Origin of the sequence: Actinoplanes nipponensis, from assembly GCF_016862275.1 — a bacterium.
Classification (GTDB): domain Bacteria; phylum Actinomycetota; class Actinomycetes; order Mycobacteriales; family Micromonosporaceae; genus Actinoplanes; species Actinoplanes nipponensis.
This window is the reverse complement of the sequence record NZ_BOMQ01000013.1, coordinates 15,535-40,403: the sequence shown is the minus strand read 5'-3', so window position 1 is coordinate 40,403 and position 24,869 is coordinate 15,535. Positions and strand designations below refer to the sequence as shown.

Annotated in this window: 27 protein-coding genes; 14 read left to right on the top strand and 13 right to left on the bottom strand. The window is 73.9% G+C overall.

Annotated elements, in window-relative coordinates:
• Positions 1-869: 869 nt before the first annotated feature.
• The 3 genes from Ani05nite_RS05275 to Ani05nite_RS05265 all read right to left on the bottom strand — a co-directional run bounded on the left by Ani05nite_RS05275 (position 870) and on the right by Ani05nite_RS05265 (position 3,533).
• Entirely contained in the window at positions 870-2,591 is a 1,722-nt protein-coding gene (locus tag Ani05nite_RS05275) for a DEAD/DEAH box helicase (protein ID WP_203765645.1), read from the bottom strand.
• Positions 2,592-2,683: 92 nt separating this feature from the next.
• The gene (locus Ani05nite_RS05270; RefSeq protein ID WP_203765643.1) at positions 2,684-3,298 is read right to left on the bottom strand and encodes a trimeric intracellular cation channel family protein; all 615 of its coding nucleotides are present in this window, start codon (positions 3,296-3,298) and stop codon (positions 2,684-2,686) included.
• Between the two features lie 16 nt (positions 3,299-3,314).
• Complete coding sequence (locus tag Ani05nite_RS05265; RefSeq protein WP_203765641.1) at positions 3,315-3,533, bottom strand: DUF3039 domain-containing protein; 219 nt, start codon at positions 3,531-3,533, stop codon at positions 3,315-3,317.
• Between the two features lie 205 nt (positions 3,534-3,738).
• On the opposite strand from Ani05nite_RS05265, the gene Ani05nite_RS05260 reads away from it, so the two are divergent.
• Together Ani05nite_RS05260 and Ani05nite_RS05255 are read left to right on the top strand one after the other, a co-directional pair.
• On the top strand, positions 3,739-4,686 hold the full coding sequence (locus tag Ani05nite_RS05260; protein ID WP_203765655.1) for a pseudouridine-5'-phosphate glycosidase: 948 nt from the start codon (positions 3,739-3,741) through the stop codon (positions 4,684-4,686).
• 19 nt (positions 4,687-4,705) lie between these two features.
• The gene (locus tag Ani05nite_RS05255) at positions 4,706-5,590 is read left to right on the top strand and encodes a carbohydrate kinase family protein (RefSeq protein ID WP_239129321.1); all 885 of its coding nucleotides are present in this window, start codon (positions 4,706-4,708) and stop codon (positions 5,588-5,590) included.
• Between the two features lie 4 nt (positions 5,591-5,594).
• Here Ani05nite_RS05255 and Ani05nite_RS05250 read toward each other — a convergent pair whose 3' ends face one another.
• Positions 5,595-5,921, bottom strand: coding sequence for a DUF3099 domain-containing protein (locus tag Ani05nite_RS05250; protein WP_377883179.1), 327 nt, complete (start codon positions 5,919-5,921; stop codon positions 5,595-5,597).
• 127 nt (positions 5,922-6,048) lie between these two features.
• Between Ani05nite_RS05250 and Ani05nite_RS05245 the strand changes: the two genes are divergently transcribed.
• Positions 6,049-8,451, top strand: a complete 2,403-nt coding sequence (locus Ani05nite_RS05245) for a putative bifunctional diguanylate cyclase/phosphodiesterase (RefSeq protein WP_239129320.1) — start codon at positions 6,049-6,051, stop codon at positions 8,449-8,451.
• On the opposite strand, the gene Ani05nite_RS05240 is transcribed toward Ani05nite_RS05245, so the two are convergent.
• The gene (locus tag Ani05nite_RS05240) at positions 8,417-8,983 is read right to left on the bottom strand and encodes an HhH-GPD-type base excision DNA repair protein (RefSeq protein WP_203765633.1); all 567 of its coding nucleotides are present in this window, start codon (positions 8,981-8,983) and stop codon (positions 8,417-8,419) included. The genes Ani05nite_RS05245 and Ani05nite_RS05240 overlap by 35 nt on opposite strands.
• 72 nt (positions 8,984-9,055) lie before the next feature.
• On the opposite strand from Ani05nite_RS05240, the gene Ani05nite_RS05235 reads away from it, so the two are divergent.
• Genes Ani05nite_RS05235 through dtd form a run of 5 tightly spaced genes read left to right on the top strand, consistent with a single transcriptional unit; the run spans position 9,056 to position 11,949 of the window.
• Positions 9,056-9,784 (top strand): GntR family transcriptional regulator, encoded by a 729-nt coding sequence (locus Ani05nite_RS05235; protein ID WP_239129318.1) that lies wholly within the window; start codon positions 9,056-9,058, stop codon positions 9,782-9,784.
• Positions 9,781-10,500, top strand: coding sequence for a deoxyribose-phosphate aldolase (gene deoC, locus Ani05nite_RS05230; protein WP_239129317.1), 720 nt, complete (start codon positions 9,781-9,783; stop codon positions 10,498-10,500). Before Ani05nite_RS05235 ends, deoC begins: the two co-directional genes overlap by 4 nt.
• 40 nt (positions 10,501-10,540) lie before the next feature.
• On the top strand, positions 10,541-10,876 hold the full coding sequence (locus Ani05nite_RS05225; RefSeq protein WP_203765629.1) for a hypothetical protein: 336 nt from the start codon (positions 10,541-10,543) through the stop codon (positions 10,874-10,876).
• An 18-nt stretch (positions 10,877-10,894) separates the two neighbouring features.
• Entirely contained in the window at positions 10,895-11,539 is a 645-nt protein-coding gene (locus Ani05nite_RS05220) for a phosphotransferase (RefSeq protein ID WP_203765628.1), read from the top strand.
• Positions 11,527-11,949: a D-aminoacyl-tRNA deacylase gene (gene dtd, locus Ani05nite_RS05215; protein ID WP_203765626.1), complete on the top strand. Its 423-nt coding sequence runs from the start codon at positions 11,527-11,529 to the stop codon at positions 11,947-11,949. The genes Ani05nite_RS05220 and dtd overlap by 13 nt, the downstream gene beginning before the upstream one ends.
• Here the strand turns inward: dtd and Ani05nite_RS05210 are convergent.
• Positions 11,946-12,731, bottom strand: coding sequence for a sporulation protein (locus tag Ani05nite_RS05210; protein ID WP_203765625.1), 786 nt, complete (start codon positions 12,729-12,731; stop codon positions 11,946-11,948). The genes dtd and Ani05nite_RS05210 overlap by 4 nt on opposite strands.
• A 313-nt stretch (positions 12,732-13,044) precedes the next feature.
• On the opposite strand from Ani05nite_RS05210, the gene sigB reads away from it, so the two are divergent.
• Positions 13,045-14,001 (top strand): RNA polymerase sigma factor SigB, encoded by a 957-nt coding sequence (sigB, locus tag Ani05nite_RS05205; RefSeq protein ID WP_203765624.1) that lies wholly within the window; start codon positions 13,045-13,047, stop codon positions 13,999-14,001.
• A gap of 154 nt (positions 14,002-14,155) precedes the next feature.
• Complete coding sequence (locus tag Ani05nite_RS05200; RefSeq protein WP_203765623.1) at positions 14,156-14,533, top strand: YrdB family protein; 378 nt, start codon at positions 14,156-14,158, stop codon at positions 14,531-14,533.
• Positions 14,534-14,548: 15 nt separating this feature from the next.
• Here Ani05nite_RS05200 and Ani05nite_RS05195 read toward each other — a convergent pair whose 3' ends face one another.
• Complete coding sequence (locus Ani05nite_RS05195) at positions 14,549-17,047, bottom strand: bifunctional acetate--CoA ligase family protein/GNAT family N-acetyltransferase (RefSeq protein ID WP_203765651.1); 2,499 nt, start codon at positions 17,045-17,047, stop codon at positions 14,549-14,551.
• Between the two features lie 59 nt (positions 17,048-17,106).
• Entirely contained in the window at positions 17,107-18,288 is a 1,182-nt protein-coding gene (locus Ani05nite_RS05190) for an acetoin utilization protein AcuC (protein WP_203765622.1), read from the bottom strand.
• Positions 18,289-18,424: 136 nt separating this feature from the next.
• Here Ani05nite_RS05190 and Ani05nite_RS05185 point away from each other — a divergent pair, with 136 nt between their 5' ends.
• A complete protein-coding gene (locus Ani05nite_RS05185) occupies positions 18,425-19,126 on the top strand; it encodes an iron-dependent transcriptional repressor DtxR (protein WP_275410501.1) in 702 nt (233 codons plus the stop codon).
• A gap of 13 nt (positions 19,127-19,139) precedes the next feature.
• Here the strand turns inward: Ani05nite_RS05185 and Ani05nite_RS05180 are convergent, their stop codons facing one another.
• Both Ani05nite_RS05180 and Ani05nite_RS05175 read right to left on the bottom strand, forming a co-directional pair.
• Positions 19,140-19,697: a hypothetical protein gene (locus Ani05nite_RS05180; RefSeq protein WP_203765619.1), complete on the bottom strand. Its 558-nt coding sequence runs from the start codon at positions 19,695-19,697 to the stop codon at positions 19,140-19,142.
• A gap of 65 nt (positions 19,698-19,762) precedes the next feature.
• Entirely contained in the window at positions 19,763-19,972 is a 210-nt protein-coding gene (locus Ani05nite_RS05175; RefSeq protein ID WP_203765618.1) for a DUF5522 domain-containing protein, read from the bottom strand.
• A gap of 54 nt (positions 19,973-20,026) precedes the next feature.
• Here Ani05nite_RS05175 and Ani05nite_RS05170 point away from each other — a divergent pair, with 54 nt between their 5' ends.
• Positions 20,027-20,485: a hypothetical protein gene (locus Ani05nite_RS05170; protein ID WP_203765617.1), complete on the top strand. Its 459-nt coding sequence runs from the start codon at positions 20,027-20,029 to the stop codon at positions 20,483-20,485.
• A gap of 16 nt (positions 20,486-20,501) precedes the next feature.
• Positions 20,502-21,413 carry an alpha/beta fold hydrolase gene (locus tag Ani05nite_RS05165; RefSeq protein ID WP_203765616.1) on the top strand — a complete coding sequence of 304 codons (912 nt, stop codon included), beginning with the start codon at positions 20,502-20,504 and terminating at the stop codon, positions 21,411-21,413.
• Here the strand turns inward: Ani05nite_RS05165 and Ani05nite_RS05160 are convergent, their stop codons facing one another.
• Positions 21,414-22,625 (bottom strand): MFS transporter, encoded by a 1,212-nt coding sequence (locus Ani05nite_RS05160; RefSeq protein ID WP_203765615.1) that lies wholly within the window; start codon positions 22,623-22,625, stop codon positions 21,414-21,416.
• 44 nt (positions 22,626-22,669) lie between these two features.
• The gene (locus Ani05nite_RS05155) at positions 22,670-23,485 is read right to left on the bottom strand and encodes a helix-turn-helix domain-containing protein (RefSeq protein WP_203765614.1); all 816 of its coding nucleotides are present in this window, start codon (positions 23,483-23,485) and stop codon (positions 22,670-22,672) included.
• 64 nt (positions 23,486-23,549) lie between these two features.
• Between Ani05nite_RS05155 and Ani05nite_RS05150 the strand changes: the two genes are divergently transcribed.
• Positions 23,550-24,107, top strand: coding sequence for a TIGR03086 family metal-binding protein (locus Ani05nite_RS05150; RefSeq protein WP_203765613.1), 558 nt, complete (start codon positions 23,550-23,552; stop codon positions 24,105-24,107).
• A gap of 9 nt (positions 24,108-24,116) precedes the next feature.
• On the opposite strand, the gene Ani05nite_RS05145 is transcribed toward Ani05nite_RS05150, so the two are convergent.
• Positions 24,117-24,848 (bottom strand): GNAT family N-acetyltransferase, encoded by a 732-nt coding sequence (locus Ani05nite_RS05145; protein ID WP_203765611.1) that lies wholly within the window; start codon positions 24,846-24,848, stop codon positions 24,117-24,119.
• Between the last annotated feature and the right edge of the window lie 21 nt (positions 24,849-24,869).

The window sequence follows — 24,869 nt, the reverse complement described above, 5'->3', positions numbered from 1 at the left end:
CCCCACCCGCCCGAACCACACCGACCCGCCCGAACCACACTCACCCGCCCGAGCCACCCCACCTGCCGAGCGACGTCCACCCGCCTCACCCACCCCCACACTTGATCTTGTGACTTCTCAAGGCGCAAATCGGTCCTGGGGCATCAAGATCCGGTGCGCGCTGCCGTGGCGTCGACGAGGGAGTGAGCAGGCGTTCGAGACCGCTTGTCGGCAACACGGATCGGGGCCTGGATCAACGAGCGAGGGCGCGCAGTTTGCCTCAGCGCTCGAAGTCCGAATGCCCACCAGCAACCTCAGCGCCCTGTCCACACCGCCCCGGCGGGGCACTCACCCGTCCCACGACGTCCGCCCGATCTTGGAGCGGCATGGGTGCGCTCACTCGATCCAGCTCTTCAAGATTCAGCAGAGGGCAGAGGGCAGAGGCAGAGGGCAGAGGCAGAGGGCAGAGGCAGAGGGCAGAGGCGGAAGGCGCAGGCGGGAGAGCGGAGACGCACGCGGATAACGAAGCGCGGAAGGCGCAGGCTGGAAAGCCGAGGCGGCACGCGTAAAAGGCGGAGCGCAGACCGCGGGTGCGGATGAGGCGGAAGGCGGAAGGCGGAAGGCGGAAGGCGGAAGGGGGAAGGCGGAAGGCGGAAGGCGACGAAGGCGGAGCGCACCGCAGATGCGAAAAACGGACGATGGAGCGCACAAGGCGAAGCCGCGGAAACCGGCGTCGCATGGAATCGCATCGCGCGGCCGGCACACGGGCAGGAGGCGATGACGCCACCACAGCGGTCCAACACCCACGCCCAGCAGACGGCCGCACCGAGCGCTTCCCCCCAAGCCCCGCCTGAAGACCGCAGACAGCCGCGCTGAAAGGCCCAACCCGCCTACATCGTCTGAATGGTCGCGATCCGCTCTTCAAGCTGCTCAATCGTCGCCTGAGCGCTCGGCGGCCCCCCGCACAGCCGCCGCAGCTCCGCATGGATCTTGCCGTGCGGCAGGTTGGTGCGGTGATGGTGGGCCGCCACCAGCGTGTTCAGCTGCCGGCGCAGGCTGTTGCGGCGCTCCCCCGCGCTCAGCGTCACCACCGGCTCCCGCTGGGCCGGAACCGGCTCAGCGGCCTTCTGCCGCTTCTGCGCCGCCAGTTGCTCACTCTGCCGCCGCTCCAGCAGCACGCTCACCTGGTCGGGCGTCAGGAGGCCGGGCAGGCCCAGGTATTCCTCCTCCTCCGGGGTGCCCGTGCGGGCGCCGGTGCCGAACGAGGCGCCGTCGTAGATCACCTGGTCCAGCTCCGCCGTCGCCGACAGGGCCTCGAACCGCTTCTCCAGGTCACCCTCGGCGTCCTCCGCCCGCTGGGCGCGTTCCAGCAGGGCGTCGTCCAGGCCGTCCGGGTCCTTCGGCGCGCCCAGGATGTGGTCGCGCTCGGCCTCCATCTCGCTGGCCAGGCCCAGCAGGTGCGGGACGCTGGGCAGGAACACCGTCGCGGTCTCACCGGTACGGCGGGCCCGCACGAAGCGCCCGATTGCCTGCGCGAAGTAGAGCGGGGTCGAGGCGCTGGTGGCGTACACGCCGACGGCGAGGCGGGGGATGTCGACGCCCTCCGACACCATCCTGACCGCGACCATCCAGCGTTCCTCGGAGAGGGCGAACGAGGCGATGCGGGCCGACGCCCCCTGGTCGTCGGAGAGGACCACGACCGCCGGCTGGCCGGTGATCTCGCCCAGGAGTTTCGCGTACGCCCGGGCGGTCTGCTGGTCGCTCGCGATGACCAGCCCGCCCGCGTCGGTCATGCCGTGCTCGCGCAGCCGGGACAGCCTCGCGTCGGCCGCCCGCAGCACCTGGGGCATCCAGTCGCCGCGGTGGTCCAGCGCGGTCCGCCATGCCTGGGCCACCAGGTCCTTGGTCATCGGCTCGCCCAGCCGGGCCGCCAGCTCGTCGCCCGCATTCGTCCGCCACCGGGTCTCGCCGGAGTACGCCATGAACAGCACCGGCCGCACGACGCCGTCGCGCAGCGCGTCGGAGTAGCCGTAGACCGAGTCCGAGCGGGAGCGCTGCAGGCCGTTCTCGCCGCGCTCGTAGACGACGAACGGGATCGGGTTGTCGTCCGAGCGGAACGGGGTGCCGGTCAGCATCAGCCGGCGCTCGGCCTCCTCGAAGGCCGACTTCACCCCGTCGCCCCAGGTCCGCGAGTCGCCGGCGTGGTGGATCTCGTCGAGGATGACCATGGTGGGGCGGGTCATCGTGCGCCGCCGGTGCACCGCGGGCGCCATGCCGACCTGGGCGTACGTGAGCACCGCGCCGTGGAAGTCGCGGGAGGAGTGCACGTCGGCGTTGCGGAACATCGGGTCGAGCTGGATGCCGACCCGGGCCGCCGCGTTCGCCCACTGGGTCTTCAGGTGCTCGGTCGGGCACACCACGGTCACCGCCTCGACGGTGCCGTCGGCGAGCAGCTCGGCGGCGATCCGCAGGGCGAAGGTGGTCTTGCCCGCGCCCGGGGTCGCGACGGCCATGAAGTCGGAGCTGCGCCTGCGCAGATATTCCACGAGCGCCTTGCGCTGCCAGGCGCGCAGCGGTGGGAAGGTCTCCAGGTTCGGCAGGGGCGGACTCAAGCTGCGACGATCCTCTCGACTCACAGAAAAGCCTCTGCGCAACGGGCCGCAGAGGCGGAACCCAGCATAGCGGCGGGCGGCCGCCGGCGTGGTCACGGCACCGCGACGGGCGCCGACCAGCGCCGGTACAGCGCGAGCAGCCGTACCCCGGTGATGGCGGCCGCCGCGAGCACCAGCGGGGCCGGGCCGGCCAGCTCGAGCCGGTTCAGCAGCACGACGACGGCCGCGCCGCCCAGCGCGGCCACCGCGTAGATGTCGCGCTGGAGCACCACCGGGATCTCCCCGGTGAGCAGGTCACGGGCCAGCCCGCCGCCGATGCCGGTGAGCATGCCGATCAGGCAGGCGCCGACGGCGGGGACGCCGGCGTCGAGGGCCTTGAGGGTGCCCAGGACGGTGAACAGCCCCAGCCCGGCGGCGTCCAGCAGCAGCACCGTACGCCGCAGCCGGTTGAGCTGCGGGTGCAGGTAGAACACCGCCACGGAGGCGCAGACGGCCGTGACGGCGTAACGCCAGTCCGCGAAAGCGAGCGGCGGCACGGCGTCGATCACGAGATCGCGCAGGATGCCGCCGCCGAGCGCCGCCACGAAGCCCACGAAGCCCACGCCGAACAGGTCGAGCCGCTTGGCGACGGCGGCGCTGGCGCCGGAGGCCGCGAAGACGGCCACGCCGATCAGGTCCGCCACCAGCAGGCTGTAGCCGCCTGTCACGAGGGCCGGCCCGAGGTCAGTGCTTCATCGACTCGTAGATCTCCTTGCACTGCGGGCACACCGGCGAGCCCGGCTTCGGCGACTTGGTCACCGGGAACTTCTCCCCGCACAGAGCGATCACGAAGGTGCCCATCACGGCACTCTCGGCGATCTTCTCTTTGCGCACGTAGTGGAACATCTCGGGACCGGTGTCGGCGTCCTTGGTCTCCGGACGCTCCAGGATCTGCGTGCTCACGGCATCTGCCCTTCATGAGTCTCATGACTGTGTGCTCAACGGCACAGCGCCGGTGAATCGGCGCTGTTGCCGGGCCCGCGTGCCCCCCGGTCACCGCGGAAGAAGCTCCAACCCACAAGTCTGACACCTCACGCCTGGTCGGTCCAACGACAACGGAGCCGCTGGGCACCGTACCGTTGCCATCGTGACCGATTCCACGCGGCAGATGGGCCGCTATGCCATCCGTTACGGCGACCACGTGTCCCGGGCGCGCCGCGACGGGCGCCCGGTCGTGGCGCTGGAGAGCACGATCGTCTCGCACGGCCTGCCCCGGCCCGACAACCTGCGGGTGGCCCGGGAGATCGAGCAGACCGTCCGCGACCACGGCGCGGTGCCCGCGACCATCGGCATGATCGGCGGTGAGCTGGTCGTCGGCCTGTCCGACGACCAGATCGAGCACCTGGCCGGCGCCGACGGCGTGGCCAAGCTCTCGGTCCGCGACCTCGCCGTGGCCGCCGCCACCGGCGCGGACGGCGCCACCACGGTCGCCGCCACCAGCGCGATCGCCGCGGCGGCGGGCATCGGGGTGTTCGCCACCGGCGGGCTCGGCGGCGTGCACCGCGAGGCGAGCAGCACCTTCGACGAGTCGAACGACCTCACCACGCTGGCCCGCACGCCGATCGTGGTGGTCTGCGCCGGGGTCAAGTCGATCCTCGACGTGGGCGCGACCCTGGAACGCCTGGAGACGCTCGGCGTGTCCGTCGCCGGGTACGGCACCCACCGCTTCCCCGGCTTCTTCGTCACCGACGGCGGCTTCGACGTCGACTGGCGGCTGGACACGGCGCAGCAGGTCGCCGACGTCATCGCGGCGCGTACGGAGCAGGCGGTCGGGGCCGGCGCGCTGGTGCTGGGCAACCCGCTGCCGACCGACGAGCAGCTCGACCCGGCCGTGCACGACCGCACCCTGGCCGAGGGGCTGGAGCTGCTGGCCCGGGACGGCGTCACCGGCAAGGCCGTCACCCCGTTCCTGCTGGCGCACTTCCACAGCAGCACCGAGGGCCGCAGCCTGGCCGTCAACGTACGGATCATCCTGCGCAACGCGGCCCTGGCCGCGCAGATCGCCGCGGCCGCGACCCCGGCGCCCGCGACGCTCGGCTTCGCGCTGCCGGCGTGAGGCCGCGCCGGTGCGGGGAGTGACCGTCCTGGTCGTCGGCGACCTGGTGACCGACGTCCTGGTCGCGCACGCCGGGCCGCTGGCGGTGGGCTCGGACACCGAGGCGCGGATCACCGTCGGCGGGGGCGGGCAGGCGGCCAACACCGCCGCCTGGCTGGCCCGGGCGGGGGCGGGCGCCGTCCTGGTCGCCGCGGTCGGCGACGACCACGCCGGCCGGGAACGGATCGCCGAGCTGGTGGCGGGCGGTGTGCGCTGCGCGGTACGGGCGCACCCGGGGGTGGCCACAGGCAGCGTGGTGGTGCTCAGTTCGGCCGGCGAGCGCACGATGATCACCGATCGGGGCGCGGCGCTGCTGCTGGACCCGGTCGACGTGACGGCCGCGGTGGAGGCCGTCACGGACGGCACCCACCTGCACCTGTCGGGCTACCCGCTGCTGCACGCCGGGTCCCGGACGGGTGGGCTGGCGGCGCTGGCCGCGGCCCGGGAGCGCGGGCTGACCACGAGCGTCGATGCGGCGTCCGCCGAGCCGCTGCGGCAGCTCGGGGCGCGGGCGTTCCTGGACCTGCTCGGCCCCGTCGACCTGCTGCTGTGCAACGCCGACGAGGCGGAGGTGCTGGGCGGTACGGGCACGCCGGCCCAACAGGCGGCCGCGCTGACCGCGGTGGCGCGCAACGTCGTGGTGAAGCGCGGGGCCGACGGCGCCGTCTGGGTGTCGCGGGACGCGGTGGTGCGGTCGGTCGCGGGTGTGCCCGTACCGCCGCTCGATCCGACCGGGGCCGGTGACGCCTTCGCGGCCGGCCTGCTCGCCGCCTGGTGTTCCGGGGCGGAGCCGGAGGCCGCGCTCGCGGCCGGGGCCGCCCTCGGCGCGGCCGCCGTGCAGACGGTCGGCGCGCGCCCGCGCTAGAACCTCACGGCTCGACGTCGATGGTGCGCTGCTTGATCATCTCGGCCGCCTCCGGTTCCAGGACGCGCTGCTGGTTGACCGCCGGGGTGGCCGCCGGGTGCGCCCGGCTCTTCGGCGGCCGGTCGTTGGCGATCAGCACCGCGGCCCAGGGCAGGAAGACCATGCCGACCGCGCAGAGGATGAGCCAGAGCGGCAGCAGGGGCGGCCGGATGCTGACCAGGACGGCGCCGAGAATCAGACACCCGGCGCGGACACTCATCATGGCGACATAACGGATCTGGCGCGTGCGGAGCTGATCGCTCTGGCTGCGAGCGGCGTTGGTGATCAACACCGGCTGCTTCTTCACCTTGATACTCCGATCGACACCTCATCCTCGCACCGCCACCGGGCCCATGCCCACAATCGACGCAGCGCCCCGCGCGACAGGGCCGCCCGCGCCGAATCGTTCAGTTCCGCCATTGCCGACCGATCAGGCAGGTGTGCGGTGGGCCTCCTGCGGACTCAACCGGCGACGCTGGTCGGGCGTCGCCCTCGTCGTCGTGGTCGCCCTGCTCGGCTGCGGGATCTCCTGGTTCGCCGCGGGCAACGCCCGCGCCGCCGAGCAGCGCTACGCGGCCCAGCTCATGGACCGCTACACCAGCGACCTCAGCCGGGCGATCACCACCCAGGTCCAGCGGTACGGCGACACGCTCGCGGACGTCTCCATCGCGCTCGGGGCGCAGACCGACCTCACCGCGGGCGACTTCACGTGGATCACCAACCGGATCAGCAACCGCCACCTGCCCGGCGCCACCTCACTCGGCTTCGTGGTCTCCACCCCGGGCACCGGCGTCGCCGCGCTGCAGTCGTACTGGCGCAGCCGCGGCGCCGCCGACCTGGCCCTGCGACCGGCCGCCACCGCCGGCGAGCACGCGTTCGCGGTGTTCACCCGTTCCTTCGACGGCGTCCCGGTGGCCGCCGGCACGGACCTGGCCGGCGACCCCGAGGCGGCCGAGACGTTGCGCGAGGCGTACTCCGACGGCGGCTTCGCCGTCAGCCGGGCCTACGTGACGCCCGCCGACCAGGCGCGACCGGCCGCCGCGCAGCAGCTGTCGTTCCTGTTCGCGGTGCCGGTCGCCCGCATCGGCGGCGCCTTCCGCGGCTGGCTCACCATGGGGGTGCACGGCCGCGACCTGCTGGCCGAGACGCTGCGGACGCGGGGCCACGGCGCGGTGACCGCCGTGCTGGAGGACCCGACCGGCGACGTCCACCAGACCATCGCCACCTCCGGGCAGGCCGCCCCGGACCACGCGGCCGCCCTCGACCGGGTCGCCACCGTCACGGCGGGGTCGCACACCTGGAAGCTGTGGGTGAACCCCACCGACCAACTGCTGAAGGAGACCGACCGCGGCATCGTACGGACCACCTTCGCGGTCGCCCTGACCATCGCACTGCTGCTCACCACGCTCGTGGCCCTGCTCACCGGCGCCCGCAACCGGGCCATGGGCAAGGTCGACGCCGCCACCTCGGCGCTGCGCGGCGACATCGAACGGCGCCAGCAGGTCGAGACCCGGCTGCGCGAACGCGAGCTGGAACTGGAGCAGATGGCCCTGCACGACCCGCTGACCGGCCTGGCCAACCGCGCCGGCCTGGACGCCCGGCTCGCGCAGGCGGTCGGCCGGCGCACCGACATCGCCCTGCTGCTCATCGACCTGGACGGCTTCAAGCTGGTCAACGACCTGCACGGGCACGCCGCCGGCGACGCGATGCTGACCGAGTTCGCGCAGATCCTGCTGGCCGGGGTGCGCACCGGCGACGTGGCCGCCCGGATCGGCGGCGACGAGTTCGTGGTGCTGATCACCGGGGTGCCCGACCCGGACCACGCGGTCGCGGCGGCGCAGCGCATCCTGGCCACGGCGGCCGCGGCCCCGGTGCACCTCGGCCAGGAGGTGCTGCCGGTGCGGGCCAGCATCGGGGTGGCCACCGGCCGCGCCGGCGACACCCCCAAGGAGCTGCTGCGGCGCGCCGACATCGCCATGTACCAGGCCAAGCACCTCGGCAAGCACGGCGTGCAACTGCACGACCCGGCGATGACCGACCGCCGGGCCGCCGATGCCCGGCTCGGCGAGGACCTGGCCGGCGCCCTGGACCGCGGCGAGCTGCACGTGCTGTACCAGCCGCTGGTCGACCTGGCGAGCGGCCGCCCGGTCGGCGCCGAGGCCCTGGTGCGCTGGCAGCATCCGCGGCTGGGCGTGGTGTCCCCGGCCCGCTTCATCCCGATCGCCGAACGCAGCGGCACGATCGCCGACATCGGCATGTTCGTGCTGGAGACCGCGTGCCGGCAGGTGGCCGGGTGGGACGGCGTCTACGTCAGCGTGAACGTGTCACCGCGCCAGCTGCAGGAGGAGACGCTGGTGACCGACGTGCTCGACGTGCTGGCGCGTACCGGGCTGGCGCCGGACCGGCTGGTCCTGGAGATCACCGAGTCGGCGCTGGTGGACGAGAGCGCCGGCATCGCCAAACTGCGGGCGCTGCGCGACCACGGCATCCACGTGGCGATCGACGACTTCGGCACGGGCTACTCGTCGCTGCACTACCTGACCCGGCTGCCGGTCGACATCCTCAAGATCGACCGCAGCTTCGTGGCCGAGCTCAACGGCACCCCGGAGGGCTCCGGCATCACCGAGGCGATCCTGCGGCTGAGCCAGGTGTTGCACCTGACCACGGTCGCCGAGGGCATCGAGACGGCCGAGCAGGCGGCGGAGCTGCAGCTGCTGGGCTGCGCCATCGGCCAGGGCTACCTGTTCGCCCGGCCGCTGCCGCCGGCCCGGTTCCTGGAGCTGCTGGTCAGCTCCGTGCCGCAGCCTTCATCTCCTTCTTGAAGGCCCGCACCCGCTCCAGCGAACCGGCGTCGACGATGTCGGCCACCGAGCGGAACGAGCCCTCCTCGCCGTAGGCGCCGGCGGCCTCCCGCCAGCCGGACGGCCGGACGCCGTACTGCTTGCCGAGCAGGGCGGCGAAGATCTGCGACTTCTGCCGCCCGAACCCGGGCAGCGCGGCGATCCGCCGGACCAGCTCCCGGCCGTCGGCGACGTCGCGCCACAGGTTGGCCGCGTCGCCGTCGTACGAGCCGACCAGGGCCCGGCAGACGTCCTGCACCCGGGCGGCCATCGCCTTGGGGAACCGGTGCAGGGCCGGCGGGGTGGCGAAGACGGTGACGAGCTGCTCGGGATCGAAGTCGGCGAGCTCCGCGGCGGTGGGCGCGTGGCCGAGGCGCTGGGCCAGGACGTACGGCGAGCTGAACGCCTTCTCCAGCGGGATCTGCTGGTCCAGCACCATGCCGATGAGCAGGGCCAGCGGGTCGGCCGACAGCAGCTCGTTGGCCTCGGCGGCGATGGGCAGCGAAAGCGTCATGGCCCACATCCTATGGACCGTCGCCCGGCCCGTCCGCTAACTTCTAGGTTGTCTAGACGACCTGGAGGACACGTGGCGAACACCCCGCTGTACGTGCGGATCGAGCGGGCGCTGCGGGCCCGGCTCGCCACGGCGCCGCCCGGCGCCCTCGTGCCCGCCGAGACCGCCCTCGCCGAGGAGTTCGGCGTCGCGCGGATGACCGTGCGGGCCGCCCTCAACGCACTCGAGGCCGACGGGCTGGTCGAGCGGATCCAGGGCCGGGGCACGTTCGTGCGCCGGCGGCCCACGCCGCGGGCCGCCGCCACGCTGATGAGCTTTCACGACCAGGTGCGCAGCTGGGGGCGTACGCCCTCGTCGCGCCTGGTCGAGGGCGAGGTCCGGCCGGCCGGCGCCGAGGAGGCGGCCGCGCTGCAGCTCACGGCCGCGGCGCCCACCGTGGTCTCGATCGTGCGGGTCCGCCTGGCCGACGACGTCCCGCTGGCCGTCGAGTACGCCTGCTTCCCGCCCCACCTGGCCACCCTGCTCGACGCCGACCTGGAGACCGGCTCGCTGCACCGCGCCCTGCACGAGCGCGGCCTGCGCCCCACGCTCGGCTCGTCGACGCTGACCGCCCAGCCGGCGGGCCCGGACGGGCCGCGCCTGCAGGTCGGTGCGGCCGAGCCGCTGCTGGTGGAGAGCCGCGTGATCGTCGACCAGCACGCCGCGCCCCTGGAATACAGCGTCAGCCGGTACGTCGGCTCCCGTTACTCGCTGCGCGTCACCTTCGACGTGCAGCCGCCCCGAGAAGGAGAAACCCCGTGATCCCCTCCGTCGAGCAGGTCGCCGCGATGATCGACCATTCGCTGCTGCGGCCCGAGCTGACCACCGCCGAGGTGCGCCACGGCTGCGAGGTGGCCGCCCGGCGCCGTACCGCCTCGGTGTGCGTGCGCCCCGGCGACGTGGCGACGGCCGCCGCGGTCCTGACCGGCACCGGCGTGCTGGTCGGCACCGTGGTCGGCTTCCCGCACGGCAGCACCACCACGGCGCTCAAGGTGGCCGAGACCCGGGAGCTGATCGCGGCCGGCGCCGGCGAGATCGACATGGTGCTGGCCATCGGCCGGCTGCGCGGCGGCGAGACCGGCTACGTGCTCGACGACATCGCCGCGGTCGTGGCGGCGGCCGAGGGTCGCTGCGTCAAGGTCATCCTGGAGACCGCGTACCTGGACGCCGAGCAGAAGGTCGCCGGTTGCCGGCTGGCCGAGCGGGCCGGGGCCCGGTTCGTGAAGACCAGCACCGGCTTCGCCCCGGGCGGCGCCACCGCGGCCGACATCCGCCTGATGCGGGCGACGGTGTCCCCGGCGGTCGCGGTCAAGGCCTCCGGCGGGGTACGGACCCTGGACACGCTGCTGGAGCTGGCCGCGGCCGGCGCCACCCGGTTCGGGGCCACCGCGACCGAGGCGATCCTGGACGACCTGGCCGCCCGGCACCGCGGCGAGCCGGCCCCCGTTGCGAGCCGGGTGACCGCCGGCTCCTACTGAGCCCGGTTTGCCGCCCGGCCGTCCGGGCAAACCCCTGGCCATGAGTGACAACAGCGAGATCGGTAACGGCGACTACGCGCCCGGCGCGCTCGAGGAGCCGAGCACGTACCGCCCCGAGAAGGGCGAGGACGACCCGGGCCTGTCGAGCACCATCGCCGCCGGCACCGACCCCGAGCAACTGGTCAACGGCGGTCCCCCGCCCGCCGGCGGCGGCATCATGACCACCACCGGTGGCACCGCCGGCCCGAACAGCTTCAAGACCCGGCCGCGGACCGGTCCCGGCGTCGCGCCGACCACCACCGGCGACGCCACCACCGGCGCGATGACGCCGACGGACGGGCCCACCAGCGACGCCACCAGCAGCGCGATCGACTGAGAAGGTTATCGTCGGCGGGTGACGGGACCGTTGCTCGCCTCCGGCCGGGAGGCCGACGTGTACGCGCTGGACGAGCGGCGCGTGCTGCGCCGGTACAGGCGCGACGCCGATGTCACCGGCGAGGTCGACGCCATGCGTCACCTCGCCGGCGCCGGCTATCCGGTCCCGGCCGTGTACGAGGCCGCCGGCCGCGACATGGTGCTCGAACGCCTCGACGGACCGACGATGGCCCAGGCCCTCGTGACCGCGGCGCTGACCCTGGACCAGGCGGCCACGCACCTGGCCGAGCTGCTGCGCCGCCTGCACGAGGTGCCGCCCGGGCCCGGCGCGCCCGCCGGCACCGCTCTGCTGCATCTGGACCTGCACCCGGAGAACGTGCTGATGACCGCCCGCGGTCCGGTGGTGATCGACTGGTGCAACGCCCGGCCCGGCGACCCCGACCTCGACACCGGACTGACCGCGCTGATCCTCGCCCAGGTGGCGGTCGACCCGCGGCACGAGTGGTCCGCCCCGGCCGGCGCGCTGCTGAGCGCGTTCCTGCGGCTGGCCCCCGGCGCGCCGACGAGGCTGCTGGACGAGGTGGTCCGCTTCCGCGACTGGCAGCTCTCCGGCACCGAGCGGCTCGACCTGGCGGCGGAGCGGGTGCTGGCGTGCGCGCGCTGATCCAGACCGTCAGCCGGGCCAGCGTCACGGTCGGCGACGAGGTCGTCGGCAAGATCGAGGACGGGCTGCTGGTGCTGCTCGGCGTCACCCACGACGACACCGCCGCGACCGCCGCCGCCCTGGCCCGCAAGGTGTACGAGCTGCGCATCCTCGACGGTGACGCCTCGGCCGCCGACACCGGCGCCCCGCTGCTGGTGGTCAGCCAGTTCACCCTCTACGGCGACGCGCGCAAGGGCCGCCGTCCGACCTGGTCCGCCGCCGCGCCCGCGGAGGTGGCCGAGCCGCTGGTCACCGCGTTCGTCGCGGCGCTGCGGGAGCGCGGCGCGACTGTGCAGACTGGACGGTTCCGGGCCCACATGCTCGTGGAAAGCGTGAACGTGGGCCCGAGAACCGTCTGGCTGGAGCTCTAGAAGAAGCCGCGGCGCTGGGCGGACTGCTGCAGCCAGCCGTTGAGCTGCGCGGTCCAGTCGACCTGGTCCACCGAGTGGTAGTCCACGTCGAAGCGGCCGAACGCGTCGTGGCCCTCGGTGAAGAGCCCGCCACGCTTGTCGATCTCCAGGACCACCTGCAGGTTGTGCGGGGTGGGGATGAAGGTGACCTCGAGCTGGTTGATGCCGCTCGCGTACTGCGCCGGCGGGTAGAACTCGATCTCCTGGTAGAACGGCAGCGTCTGCTGCACGCCGTAGACCCGGCCGCGTTCGACGTCGGCGCGGCTGAAGCGGAAGCCGAGCCGCAGGAAGGCGTCCAGGATCCGCTCCTGGGCCGGCAGTGGGTGCACGGCCACGGCGTCCAGGTCACCCTTGTCGACCGCCCGGGCCACCTCGAGTTCGGTCCGCAGTCCCATCGTCATGCCGTGCAGGTGCTGGCCGTACACCTCGGTGATCGGGGTCTCCCACGGCACGTCGAAGCGGAACGGGATGTCGTGGCGGGCGCCGGCGTCGAGCTTGAACGAGCCCGTCAGCCGCTGCCGGTGGAATTCCTGGTCGGTGTTGTACTCGCTGTCGCCGCTCTCCACCTCGACCCGGGTCATGAGGCCGACCGCGACGTACTCGATGTCGACGGCGTGGTCGCCGCCCATGACGTGCACCTGCCCCTCGAGATAGCCCCCGGGACGGCAGTTGGGGTTGGCGAGCACCGTTTCCACGGACGGGCCCCCGACACCCATCGCCTGCATCATGCGCTTGAAGACCACGGACTTTCCTCCTCGTTGCTGACCTGACGCCGATTATCGACCCCGTCGTCGACAAGCGGAATTGCCTCACTCTCCGTAAATGTCACAGCAATCCGGGCACCGTGTCGGGTTGACGACCTCAGGGTTCTCCCCGATTCATGCCACCTGGACGCTTGCCTCACCTCCGCTTAACGCGCCTGCCGCCAAGCTAGTGATCACCGGCACGAATGCGGCTGGGAATGCACGACTCGGGTGAACGCGGGGAGGGGACTGAAAGGTGGTCCTGCAGATGAAGGCGACGGAGTCCACGGCGGCGGTTGCTGCCGAGAACATCATGACTGACGGTGTCGAGCCCTTGGCGGACTTGGACGCGATCGACGAGCGCGGCGTCTCCGCCGACCTCGTCCGGGCGTACCTGAACGGCATCGGCCGCACGCGCCTGCTCACCGCGGTCGAGGAGGTGACGCTCTCCAAGCGGATCGAGGCCGGCCTCTACGCCGAGGAGAAGCTCCCCACGGCCGGCGACGACCTGGCGCCGCTGCTCGAGATCATCCTCGCCGAGGGCCGGGCCGCCAAGAACCACCTGCTCGAGGCCAACCTGCGCCTCGTGGTCAGCATCGCGAAGCGCTACACCGGCCGCGGCATGGCGTTCCTGGACCTGATCCAGGAGGGCAACCTGGGCCTGATCCGCGCGGTCGAGAAGTTCGACTACACCAAGGGCTACAAGTTCTCCACGTACGCCACCTGGTGGATCCGCCAGGCCATCACCCGCGCCATGGCCGACCAGGCCCGCACCATCCGCATCCCGGTGCACATGGTCGAGCAGGTCAACCGCATGGTCCGGGCCCGCCGCGACCTGGCCACCACGCTGGGCCGCGAGCCGGTGGTGGCCGAGATCGCCAAGGCCATGGGCGTGCCGGAGTTCCAGGTCATCGAGCTCATCTCCTATGACCGCGAGCCGGTCAGCCTGGACCAGGCGGTCGGCGAGGACGGCGAGAGCGCCCTCGGCGACTTCGTCGCGGCGGTCGACCCCCGCGGCGAGCCCGGCGACAGCGTCGGCCGCAGCGAGCTGCGCGGCGAGGTCGAGATCGTGCTCTCCACGCTGTCGGAGCGCGAGTCCGCGGTGATCCGGCTCCGCTTCGGCCTCGACGACGGCCGCCAGCGCACCCTCGACGAGGTGGGCCGCGAGTTCGGCCTGAGCCGGGAGCGGATCCGCCAGATCGAGAAGGTGACCATGTCCAAGCTGCGGGACCCGCAGCGGGCGTCGCGCCTGGAGGCCTACGCCGGCTGACGCCGCCCGAACGAGAGGCCGGTCGCGATGCGCGACCGGCCTCCGCCATGTCCGCGGCGGGGTCGGGCGAATCGCGGACTGACACGACGCGCTTCCTCGGCGACAATCGACGGGTCGAGCCCGGGCCGGGCGAGCGTCGTCGGAGAGGTGCGGGATGCGAGGCTTCCACCTGCTGCTGCGGTTCGTGCTGGAGCTGGGCGCGCTGGCGGCGCTGGCGTACGCGGGCTGGCAGGCATCGGACAATCTCTGGCTGCGGCTGCTGGCCGCGATCGGGCTGCCGCTGGTCGCCGCCGTCGTGTGGGGACAGTGGGTCGCCCCCAAGGCCCGCCGGCCGCTGCCGGATCCGCTGCGACTCGTACCGGAGTGGCTGGTCTTCGGCGGCGCGACCGTCGCTCTGGCCGTGACCGGGCACCCGATCCTGGCCGTGGTCCTGGCCGTGCTGGCGGCGGCCAACCGCCTCGCGCTGCACCTGATGCGTACCCCGACCGACGGCCGGACGCCGGAGCACGCCGACCCGCGCACCCCCCACTGAGGAGCCGGCCGGGCGTCAGGCGCTGGAGAGCCGGCGCGGGCCGGTGTCCGGGCGGGGACCGCCCGCGCCGATCTCCACCGACGCGTGCAGCACCGTGATGCCGTCCGGGCGGGCCAGCACCGGGTTCAGCGACAGGGCGCGGACCCGCGGGTGCTCGTCCGCCAGCCGACCCACCCGCAGCAGCAGATCGATCAGCGCCTCCCGGTCGACCGGCGCCGAGCCGCGATAGCCGTGCAGCAGCGGCGCCGCGCGCGGCTCGTCGACCAGCGCGGCCGCGGCCCGGTCGGTCAGCGGCGCCGCCCGCCAGGCCAGGTCGCCCAGCAGCTCGCTGGCCACCCCGCCGAGACCGAAGCCGACCACCGGGCCGAACGCCGGGTCCTCGACCACCTCGACGGTGCAGGCCACCCCGGGCGGGACCATCGACTGCACCAGCACCTGCGGGCCGAACGCCGACTCCAGCTCGCGGTAGGCGGCGCGCACGTCGTCCTCGTCGGCCAGGGCCAGCCGGACGGCGCCCAGGTCGATGCGGTGCCGCAGGGAGCCGCCGGCCGCCTTCAGGGCCACCGGGTAGCCGAGCTCGCCCGCGGCGGCCAGCGCCTCCTCGACCGAGGTGACCGCGCCGGACGGCTCGACCTGGATGCCGTACGCGGCGAGCAGCTCGGCCGGCGAGCCGTCGATCTCGGGCGCGGCGGGGTCCACGCCGGACAGTGCGGGGAAGACGCCCGGCGGCAGGCGGAGCCAGTCGGCGTACCCGGCGACGCGGCCCAGGGCCCGGACGGCCTCCTCCACCGACGGGTAGGCCGGCACCCGGTCGGGCATCGTGCCGAGCAGGAACGTCGCCACGGTCGGCTTCTCGCCGGCCAGCGCGACGCTGCCCAGCGCCGCCGTGAAGTCGGCGTCCTCGTCCGGGAGCTGGCCGGGCAGCGGCGGCGCGAAGACCACCACCAGGGCGTCCACCCGGTCGTCGACGGCCGCGTCGGCCAGCGCGTCGGCGAAGTCGTGCGCCCCGGCCTGGGGGCTGATGTCGCGCGGGTAGCCCTCGGCGACGGTCAGCCCGTTCGCCCGGCAGGCGGCCACGGCCAGGCCGGACAGCGCCGAGGAATTGCCCACGATGGCGACCCGGCGCCCGGCCGGCAGCGGCTGGTGGGCCAGCAGCAGGCCCACGTCGAACAGCTCGGCCACGGTGTCCACCCGGATCACGCCCGAGCGGGCGAACAGGGCGGTGACCGCGCGGGTGTCCAGCGCGGGCAGGTCGCCGGCCAGCCCGGCCGGCCGGGTCGCCGAGGCCACCGCGACCACCGGCTTGACCCGGCTCATCCGGCGGGCCAGCCGGGCGAACTTGCGGGGGTTGCCGAACGTCTCCAGGTAGAGCAGGACCACGTCGGTGCCCGGGTCGTCCTGCCAGTACTGCAGCAGGTCGTTGCCGGAGACGTCGGCGCGGTTGCCGGCCGAGACGAAGCTGGACAGCCCGAGCCCGCGGCGCTCCGCCTCGGCCAGCAGCGCCACGCCGAGCGCCCCGGACTGGCTGAAGAAGCCCACCCGCCCGGCGGCCGGCAGGCGCGGCGCGAGCGTGGCGTTGAGGCGTACCGCCGGATCGGTGTTGGCGATCCCCAGGCAGTTGGGGCCGACCACGCGCAGGCCCGACGCGTGGGCCGCGTCGATCAGCGCGCGCTGCGCGCGGGCACCCTCACCGCCGGACTCGGCGAAGCCGGCGGAGACGACCACGAGACCTCCCGCGCCGGCCGCGGCCGCGTCGGCCACGGCGTCGGCGACCCCGTCCGGCGGCACCGCGACCACGGCCAGGTCGACCTCGGCCCCGGCCGAGGCGGCCGACCGGTACGCGGGCAGCCCGGCCACCCGCTCGGCGCTGCGGTGCACGGGCACGATCGTCCCGGTGTAGCCGCCGTCGCGCAGGTGGCCCAGGATCGCCGCGCCGATGCCCTGGCCGCTGGCGCTGGCGCCGTACACCGCCACCGCGCGCGGGTGCAGCAGCCGCGCGATGGACCGTGACTCGGTGCGCTGCTCGCGGCTCTCCTGCACCTCGCGGGACTTCTCCGTGGGGGCGATCGGGAAGCCCAGGTGCACGACGCCGTCGGCGTACTTGCGCTGGACCTGGTAGCCGAAGTCGCTGAACACCCGCAGCATGCCGCCGTTCTGCGGCAGCACCTCGGCGACGAAGCGGCTGATGCCGTTCTCCCGGGCCGCTTCGGCGAGATGCTCCAGCAGCACCGAACCGATCCCCCGGCCCTGGTGGGCGTCCTCGACGACGAAGGCGACCTCGGCCTCCGGCGAGTCCGGGCCCAGCCGCTCGTAGCGGCCGACCGCCATGATCCGCGGGCCGCTGACGATGACGAAGGCCTCCCGGTCGTGGTGGTCGACGTTGACGAAGCGGGCGAGGTCCCGTTCCGGGATGCGCGGGTAGGGCGAGAAGTAGCGCAGGTAGCGGGTGCGGTCGCTCATCCGGGAGTGGAACTCCACGATGGCCGGCGCGTCCTCGGGGCGGATCGGGCGCATGTGCACGGCGCTGCCGTCGGAGAGCAGCACGTCCGCTTCTCTGGTCACGCGTTACCCCTTCAGTCCCGGATGTCGTACGGGTCCAGCCCGTGCAGCGGGAAGACCGCCATCCGGGTGGCCAGGATCGCCTTGTCCACCGGGTCGGGCGTGGTCCCCGGCTCCCAGCGCTCGACCGGTGGCGTGCCCCCGTCGGTCAGGGTGGCCGGGACCTCGGTGCCGGGGCGGCGCTCCGCGGCGAGCTTGCGCCAGCCCGGCGGGGTGGCGGTGCCGGGGTCGAGCGGCTCGCCGGTGGCCACCGCGAGCAGATGCGTCCAGGCCCGCGGCACGACCTCGACCAGCGCGTACCCGCCGCCGCCGGTGGCCACCCAGCGGCCGTCGCAGAGCTCGTCGGCCAGCCCGCGCAGCGCGATGTAGGCGGCCCGCTGACCGTCGACCGACAGCCGCAGATCGGCGAGCGGGTCGAGCCGGTGCGCGTCGGCGCCGCACTGGGTGACCAGGATCTGCGGCGCGAACGCCCGCAGCATCGACGGCACCACCGCCTGGAACGCCCGCAACCAGCCCGCGTCGCCGGTGCCCGGGGGCAGCGCGACGTTGACCGACGAGCCCTCGGCGCCCCGGCCGCCCGTCTCGTCGGGGAAACCGGTGCCGGGGAAGAGCGCCAGCGGGGTCTCGTGCAGGCTCACGGTGAGCACCCGGGGGTCGTCGTAGAACAGCGCCTGCACCCCGTCGCCGTGGTGCACGTCGATGTCGACGTACGCGATCCGCTCCGCGCCCAGGTCGAGCAGCCGGGCGATGGCGACCGCCGGGTCGTTGTAGACGCAGAAGCCGGAGGCGCGCGCGGCCATCGCGTGGTGCAGCCCGCCGGAGACGTTGACCGCCCGGGTGACCTCGCCGCTCCACACGGCCTCGGCGGCGGCCAGCGTGGCCCCGCAGATCCGGGCGCTGGCCTCGTGCATGCCCTCGAAGACCGGATTGTCGGGGGTGTTGAGGCCCCAGCCGCGGAAGAACGGGTCGTGCGGGGCGGCCCGTACCGCGTGCAGGTAGTCGGGGCGGTGCACCCTGGTCAGCGCCGCGTCGTCGGCCGGCGCGGGGACCAGCAGCCGCACCCCAGGACGGTCGAGCACCCCCAGCTCGCGGGCCAGCGCCATGGTCAGCTCCACCCGTACGGGATTCATCGGGTGCTCGCCCATGTCGTACGCGAGCAGCGCCTCGTCCCAGACCACCGCCGTCGACTCCGCCATGGGCTCATGCTGCCACGCGCGCCCGGCGCTGCCACCCGAGCCTTCCGCCGCCACCCAGGGTAGGGTCACCTGACCCACCTCGTCGGCACGAAGTCAAGCCCCGGCTGCGAGGTAATATCGCTGCTGGGAGGGCCGCATCTTGAATGATCTCGTCGACACCACGGAGATGTACCTGCGTACGATCCTCGAGCTCGAGGAGGAGGGCGTACCGCCCCTGCGCGCGCGCATCGCCGAACGCCTGCATCAGAGCGGACCCACCGTCAGCCAGACCGTCGCCCGGATGGAACGCGACGGCCTGCTCACCGTCGAGAACGACCGGCACCTGCTGCTGACCGAGGAGGGCCGGGTGGCCGCCGTGGCGGTCATGCGCAAGCACCGGCTCGCCGAGCTGCTGCTGGTCAACGTCATCGGCATGCCCTACGAGGAGGCCCACGAGGAGGCCTGCCGGTGGGAGCACGTGATGAGCGACTCGGTCGAGCGCAAGGTCTACGAGCTGCTCAACCGGCCGACCCGGTCGCCGTACGGCAACCCGATCCCCGGCCTCGAGGTGCTCGGCCTGCCGGCCGAGGAGCCGATGGAGAGCAGCTCCAGCGTGATCAACTCGGGCGAGCGCAACCTGGCCTTCCCGGGCCTGAGCGGCAGCGTCGTGGTGCGGCGGATCTGCGAGAGCGTGCAGACCAACGCGGGCGTGCTGCGCCAGCTGCACGCGGCCGGCATCGACCCGGGCGCGACCGTGACGGTGGCCCAGGAGCGCGACGGCGTGACGATCGACCGGTCCGGCGACAAGATCCGGCTGCCGCGTGAGGTGGCGTCGCGGGTGTTCGTCGACGCCCACTGAGCCGGCCGGCGGGTCAGCCGCGGGTGGTGTCGAGCGCCTTCGCGAGGTTCAGCAGCTTCGGCGCGAGCTCGTCGACCGCGTCGCTTTGTGCATCCTTCGGGAAGGTGAAGCGCAGCGTCTGCAGCTGCGCGGCCTCGCTGAGCCAGCCGATCTCCACGACCGGACCGTGCCCGCCGGAAGGCTTGCTCACCAGCCGGTAGCCCGCCTTGCCGAGCCCCTTGAGCTTGGTCGCCTTCTTCGGCATGAGCTCCGTGGTGAACAGCCCGGCGTCCGCCTTGGTGCTCTCCACGACCGACAGCGCCAGGTCGGGCCAGTCGGCCGTCTCGGTCTGCACCACGCAGGTGGACGTGTCGTCGACCTGGTCCGAGGCGGCGACCGTGAAGGCGACGCCGATCGTCTGCTCGATGAACGCGTAGTCCCAGAGGATGCAGGCGCCGCCGGCCGAGGCCGCGGGCTGCTGGACGATGCGTACTTCGGGCAGCGCCTGCCGCGCCGGCTCGTCACGGTGCGTACAGCCCGCCAGGGCGAGCAGCGCGGCTGCGGCGCCGACGGCGATGAGACGCGAACGCACGAATGTCCTCCCGACTAATTCGGGGCACACCGTACTGTGCGCGGGGCTGCCGACGAAAGCCCGCCTCAGGCACCGCCGACGTACGGACAGTGACGACAGCCCCGGGTGCAGCAGGTGCCCCGCCGGGCCAGGAAACCGGCGGTGAGCACGAAGAGCCCGGTGCCCGGATCGAGGTAGCCGGCCTCGCCGGTTGCGTCGGCGGCGGCGTGCGCGGCCAGGATCTCGGCGCGGCGGGGGTGATCGGGGGCGAGCCGGCTCGGATGCGGCGTCTGCACCCCCCGACCCTAGCGACTTGACAGTCGACGTCAAGCCGGGCCAGCATGGGCCGCATGCCCTCGGCCGACGCCCTGGTCGAGCAGATCGTCCGGCTGCTCGACGTCCGCCTGCTGGACCCGCTCGAGATCCTGCTGGACGGCGACGACGCGGTGGACGCGCTGCGCCGGCTGGTCCGGCTGCGGGCCGGGCAGTGGGCGGCCCAGCTGCGGGAGGGGGACGACGCCACCGCCGTCCGCGCCGCCGTCCGGCTCATCGCCACGCTGTATCCGGACGACCGGGCGTTCGATCCGCCGGTGGAGTGGTGGCGGACCCCGCTCGGCGGGGTGGTCGCCCGGCGGGTCGGCCATCCGGCCGCGGAGTCCGTCTCGTACGCCACCGCCGGGGCCATGCTCGGCATCACCCGCCAGGGGGTGCACGACCTGGTACGGCGGGGCCGGCTCCCCCGCCATCCGGACGGCGGGGTGCCCTCGGCCGCCGTCCGGGACCGGCTCCGCCGGCCACCGACCACCTGACGCTGGGAGAGATGTTGTGATCAACGACCGACTGGTCGACGCCGGCGAGCTGCCGATCGCCGTCCGGGACTTCGGCGGCGACCAGCCGCCGTTGCTGCTGCTGCACGGCGCCGGCGGCAACCTCGCCACGCTGACCACCCTGGCCCGGGCGCTGCGGCCCCGGCACCGCGTCATCACCCTGGACCTGCGCGGGCACGGGCGCTCCGGCGACGGCCCGTGGTCCTGGGACGCGGCGCTGGGCGACATCGCCGCGGTGACCGTCCAGCTGGAGCTGAACCGGCCCGCCGTGGCCGGGCACTCGCTCGGCGGCATGCTCGCCGTGCTGTGGGGCCAGCGGCACCCGGAGACGCCCGGCGTGGTCAGCCTGGACGGCAACCCGCCGCCGGCCCGCCCGGAGCAGCTGCCGGGGCTGGACCCGGAGAAGGCGGCGGCCGAGCTGGCCCGGCTGGCGGCGGTCTTCGACACGACGCACGCCGGCATGGGCCGCACCATCCCCTCGGACGAGCTTCCCGACCTGGTGGAACGCGAGCAGATGGCGGCCCGGGACATGGGCGCCAACGAGAAGGTGTGGATCGAGGGCTTCCGGCGCAACCTGGTGCACCGGGACGGCGAGACGACCATGCGGCCGTCCGCCGCGACCGCGGGCGAGCTGCGCGAGCTGATGAACGCCCTGGACCTGGGCCCGGTGTACGCGACCACGCCCGCGCCGACCCTGGCCGTGCTCGCCACCCGCGACCTGCCCGAGCAGGAGCCCTTCGCGGAGCTGTACGCGGCCCACCGGCGGTACCTGGTGGAGCAGGCGGCGGCCGGGGCCCGGGCCAACCCGCGGATGCGCTACCTCCCGCTCGAGGACGCCTCGCACGCGATGGTGATCGAGCAGCCGGAGCTGCTGGCGTCGCTGATCGGCGACTTCCTCAGCGGCGGCTGATCAGGGGCGGGCAGCTTCGGGCTCCGGCGTCCCGCCCCGCGACAGGGGACGGGCGGCGCCCGAGGCCGCCAGCCCCAGACCGATCGCCACCACGACGACCAGCAGCGCCCGCAGCACGCCGAGGTGTTCGGCCAGCACGCCGATCAGCGGCGGGCCGGCCAGGAACGCGCCGTAGCCGATGGAGCCGGCCACCGACACCCGGATCGCCGCGCGCAGCGGGTCGTCGGCGGCGGCGCTCATCCCGATCGGGAAGCCCAGGGACGCGCCCGCGCCCCAGAGCAGGGCGCCCAACAGGACCAGCGGCACGCCGATGCCCGAGACCACCAGCAGCAGGCCGGCCAGCGCGGACACCGCCGTACCGCGCAGCACCCGCACCCGCCCCCAGCGCTCGATCGCGTTGCCGCCGAACAACCGGGCCAGCGTCATCGCCGTCACGAAGAAGCCGAAGCCGATGGCGCCGGTGGTCTCGCTCGCGTCGTAGCCGTCGACCAGGCCGATGGCCAGCCAGTCGTTGGCCGCGCCCTCGGTGAAGCCGAAGCCCAGCATGATCACGCCGATCAGCAGGGTGCGCGGCTCGCGCCAGGCGTCCCGGACCCGGCCGCGGGTGCGCTGCTCGGCCGTGGTGGCGGTGTGCGGCAGGAACCGGCGGACGGTCAGGGCCATCACGCTCGCGCCGAGCAGCGCGGTGCCCAGCAGCTGCGCGGAGACGCTCACCCCGGCTGCTGCCGCAGCCGCGCTGACCCCCGCGCCGCCCACGGTGCCGAGGCTGAAGCCGGCATGGAAGCGGGGCATGAGGGTACGGCCGAGCCGGCGCTCGACGTCCGCGCCCTCGACGTTCATGGCCACGTCCCAGGTGCTGTTGCCCATGCCGAGCAGAACCAGCCCGACCCCGGCCAGCGGCACCGAGCCCAGCTGCGTGCCCGCGGCCATGGCGAGCAGGCCCACCGTCACCGACGTGCTGCCGAGCAGCACCGCCCGGCCCGGGCCGACGCGCTGGACCAGCGGACCGGCGAGCGGGATGGCGGTCAGCGCCGCCCCGGAGAGGCAGAGCAGCAGCAGGCCCAGCGCGGCCGAGCTCAGGCCCAGGTCCTCGCGGACGGCCGGGATGCGGGCGAACCAGCCGGCGAAGGCGAGGCCGTTCGTCGCGAAGGTGACGCCGACGGCGACCTTGGCGATCTCCAGGCGGGAACGGTCGGGGGCGGCAACAGTCACGCCTCGAACTTAACCGTTAAAGTGGCCGATCGTCAGCTCGGTGATCAGTGACGACCGTCCCCTTGACCGGGGTAGCGGGCGGCGTACCGGGTGGGCGGCTCACCCACCATGGCGGTGAAGTCCCGGACGAAATGCGCCTGGTCGGCGTAGCCGAGCTCGCCGGCCAGCCCGGCCCAGTCGATCTCGGCGCCGGCGGCGAGCCGCTCCCCCACCTCGTGCAGCCGGTACCGGCGGATCACCCACTTCGGGCCGAGACCGACGTACTCGGCGAACAGCCGCTGCAGCCGGCGCACGCCCAGCCCGGCCCGCCCGGCCAGCGCGTCGACCCGGGTGAGCCCCGGCTCGTCCCGTACCAGCGTCACGATCCCGGCGGCCCGCTCGGCCAGCGGATCCGGCGCCGGCAGGCGCTGCCGCAGGAACTCCTCGACCCGCCCCGCGCTGTGCTGCGACGCCTCCTCGAACGAGCCCTCCGCCGAGGGTGACGGGATCGGCAGCCGGCCCGGGCCGAACACCGCTGCGGCGGGCAGGACCCGACCGGTGATCGTCGAGACGCGGTCGCCGAGGAACGGGCGGAAGCAGCCCGGCCGGAACTTCACCCCGAACACCCGGCCGCGGCCCTCGAGCACCCGGACCGCGTACCGGCGCTCCGGACCGCGGACGACCGCGTCGCCGTCGCGGAACGTCAGGTGCACGTGCGGGTACGGCACGATCTTCTGCCGGTACGGCGGCTGCCCGCGCAGGTCCCACTCCGCGGCCCAGTACCCGGAGACGAACGGGGCCAGATCGGCGGACGGTACGCCGTACCAGTGGCTCTGGAAAGTGGCCCACGCGCCGCGCAGCTCGCGCGCGTCCCTGGCCATGACCGCAGCCTAGCGTCGCGTTTCTTCAAGACGGCGGCCCGCGCGGCCCCTATCGTCGGCGTTCATGCGGGAACACGAACTCATCGCCCTGGCGGCGCCGCCCACCCTGACCGTGATCCGCGGGATCCACCCGGACCAGCTCACCGCCCCGACACCGTGCGCGGAGTTCGACGTGCGGGGCCTGATCGACCACCTGCTCCAGTGGGGACCGAGCCTGGCCCGGGCCAGCCGCCACTCCGACGGCGTGCTGCCGCCCGGCGACGATGCCCTCGAACGGCAGCTGGCGCAGCTCGTCGCGGCCTGGTCGGCGCCCGCCGCGTGGCAGGGCGTGACGTCGATGGGCGGGCCGAACGAGATGCCCGCCCGGATGGTCGGCGGGATGGTGCTCGCGGAGATCGTGGTGCACGGCTGGGACCTGGCCCGGGCCACCGGCCAGCCGGTGTCCTGGGACGAGGAGGTGCTGGGCTTCCTGCACGACGAGGTGGCCAAGACCGCCGAGCTGGGTCGCGAGCTGGGGGAATACGGGGCGGAGACGCCGGTGCCGCCGGACGCCCCGGTGCTGGACCGGATGCTCGGGCTCACCGGGCGCGACCCGTACTGGGCGCGGACTCCCCCGGCGTGAAGCCGCCGGTCAGTCCGGGCGTCCGGCGAGGGTGAGGCGGATGCTCAACTGCGTGCCCAGCTCGCGGAACCCGAGGGCCCGGGCCACTCGGCGTGACTCCGCCGGGCGCGCCCGCCACTGGGGCAGCAGACCGGCCCGCAGCGCGGCGGTGACCGCCGCCGCCGCGACGATGCGGGCGAGCCCCCGGCCGCGTTCGGCCGGGGCTGTCAGCACGCTGAGGTGGGCGGCGCCGCCCGGCCAGGCGCGGTAGCCGGCCGCCGCGATGATCCCCGATGCGCCGCGCACCACGAACGCCGGCGAGGTGATCTCGTCCAGGCCGGACTCGGCGGCGTCCCCGGCCGGGACCCGGGCCAGCAACGCGGCCAGGTCGGCATGGTCGGCGGGGACCAGCGGTACGGCGCCGGAGGCGCCCGGCCGGAACTGGGCCGGGTCACAGTAGGCCAGGATCGCCGGCCCGAGGACTTCGCCGATCGGCAGCCGGTGACCGACCGCGGCCGGATCCGTCACGGCGACGGCCGGGCGGCCGTCGAGCGCCCGCCGCACGATCTCGGCGGTGTGGTCGTCGGGGGCGGTGGCGATCGCGGCGTCCCCCAGCGTGACGATGCCGACCCAGCCCGGCGGACACAGCCGGGACCGCGGGGAGACGGCTACCCCGACGGGTGCGGTTGAGAAGGTGACCGGGGTTGCGGCCAGGGTGGTCCAGAGGCGCCGGGCGTGGGCGAGGAGGGCGTCGTCGGTCACGGTCGCATGATCGCAACGGGG

Coding starts and splice junctions, on each gene's coding strand:
- Ani05nite_RS05260 (WP_203765655.1), top strand. CDS start 3,739: ATGGGCCGCTATGCCATCCGTTACGGCGACCACGTGTCCCGGGCGCGC.
- Ani05nite_RS05240 (WP_203765633.1), bottom strand. CDS start 8,983: ATGACGCTTTCGCTGCCCATCGCCGCCGAGGCCAACGAGCTGCTGTCG.
- Ani05nite_RS05225 (WP_203765629.1), top strand. CDS start 10,541: ATGAGTGACAACAGCGAGATCGGTAACGGCGACTACGCGCCCGGCGCG.
- sigB (WP_203765624.1), top strand. CDS start 13,045: ATGACTGACGGTGTCGAGCCCTTGGCGGACTTGGACGCGATCGACGAG.
- Ani05nite_RS05200 (WP_203765623.1), top strand. CDS start 14,156: ATGCGAGGCTTCCACCTGCTGCTGCGGTTCGTGCTGGAGCTGGGCGCG.
- Ani05nite_RS05195 (WP_203765651.1), bottom strand. CDS start 17,047: ATGCGCCCGATCCGCCCCGAGGACGCGCCGGCCATCGTGGAGTTCCAC.
- Ani05nite_RS05190 (WP_203765622.1), bottom strand. CDS start 18,288: ATGGCGGAGTCGACGGCGGTGGTCTGGGACGAGGCGCTGCTCGCGTAC.
- Ani05nite_RS05170 (WP_203765617.1), top strand. CDS start 20,027: ATGCCCTCGGCCGACGCCCTGGTCGAGCAGATCGTCCGGCTGCTCGAC.
- Ani05nite_RS05155 (WP_203765614.1), bottom strand. CDS start 23,485: ATGGCCAGGGACGCGCGCGAGCTGCGCGGCGCGTGGGCCACTTTCCAG.
- Ani05nite_RS05150 (WP_203765613.1), top strand. CDS start 23,550: ATGCGGGAACACGAACTCATCGCCCTGGCGGCGCCGCCCACCCTGACC.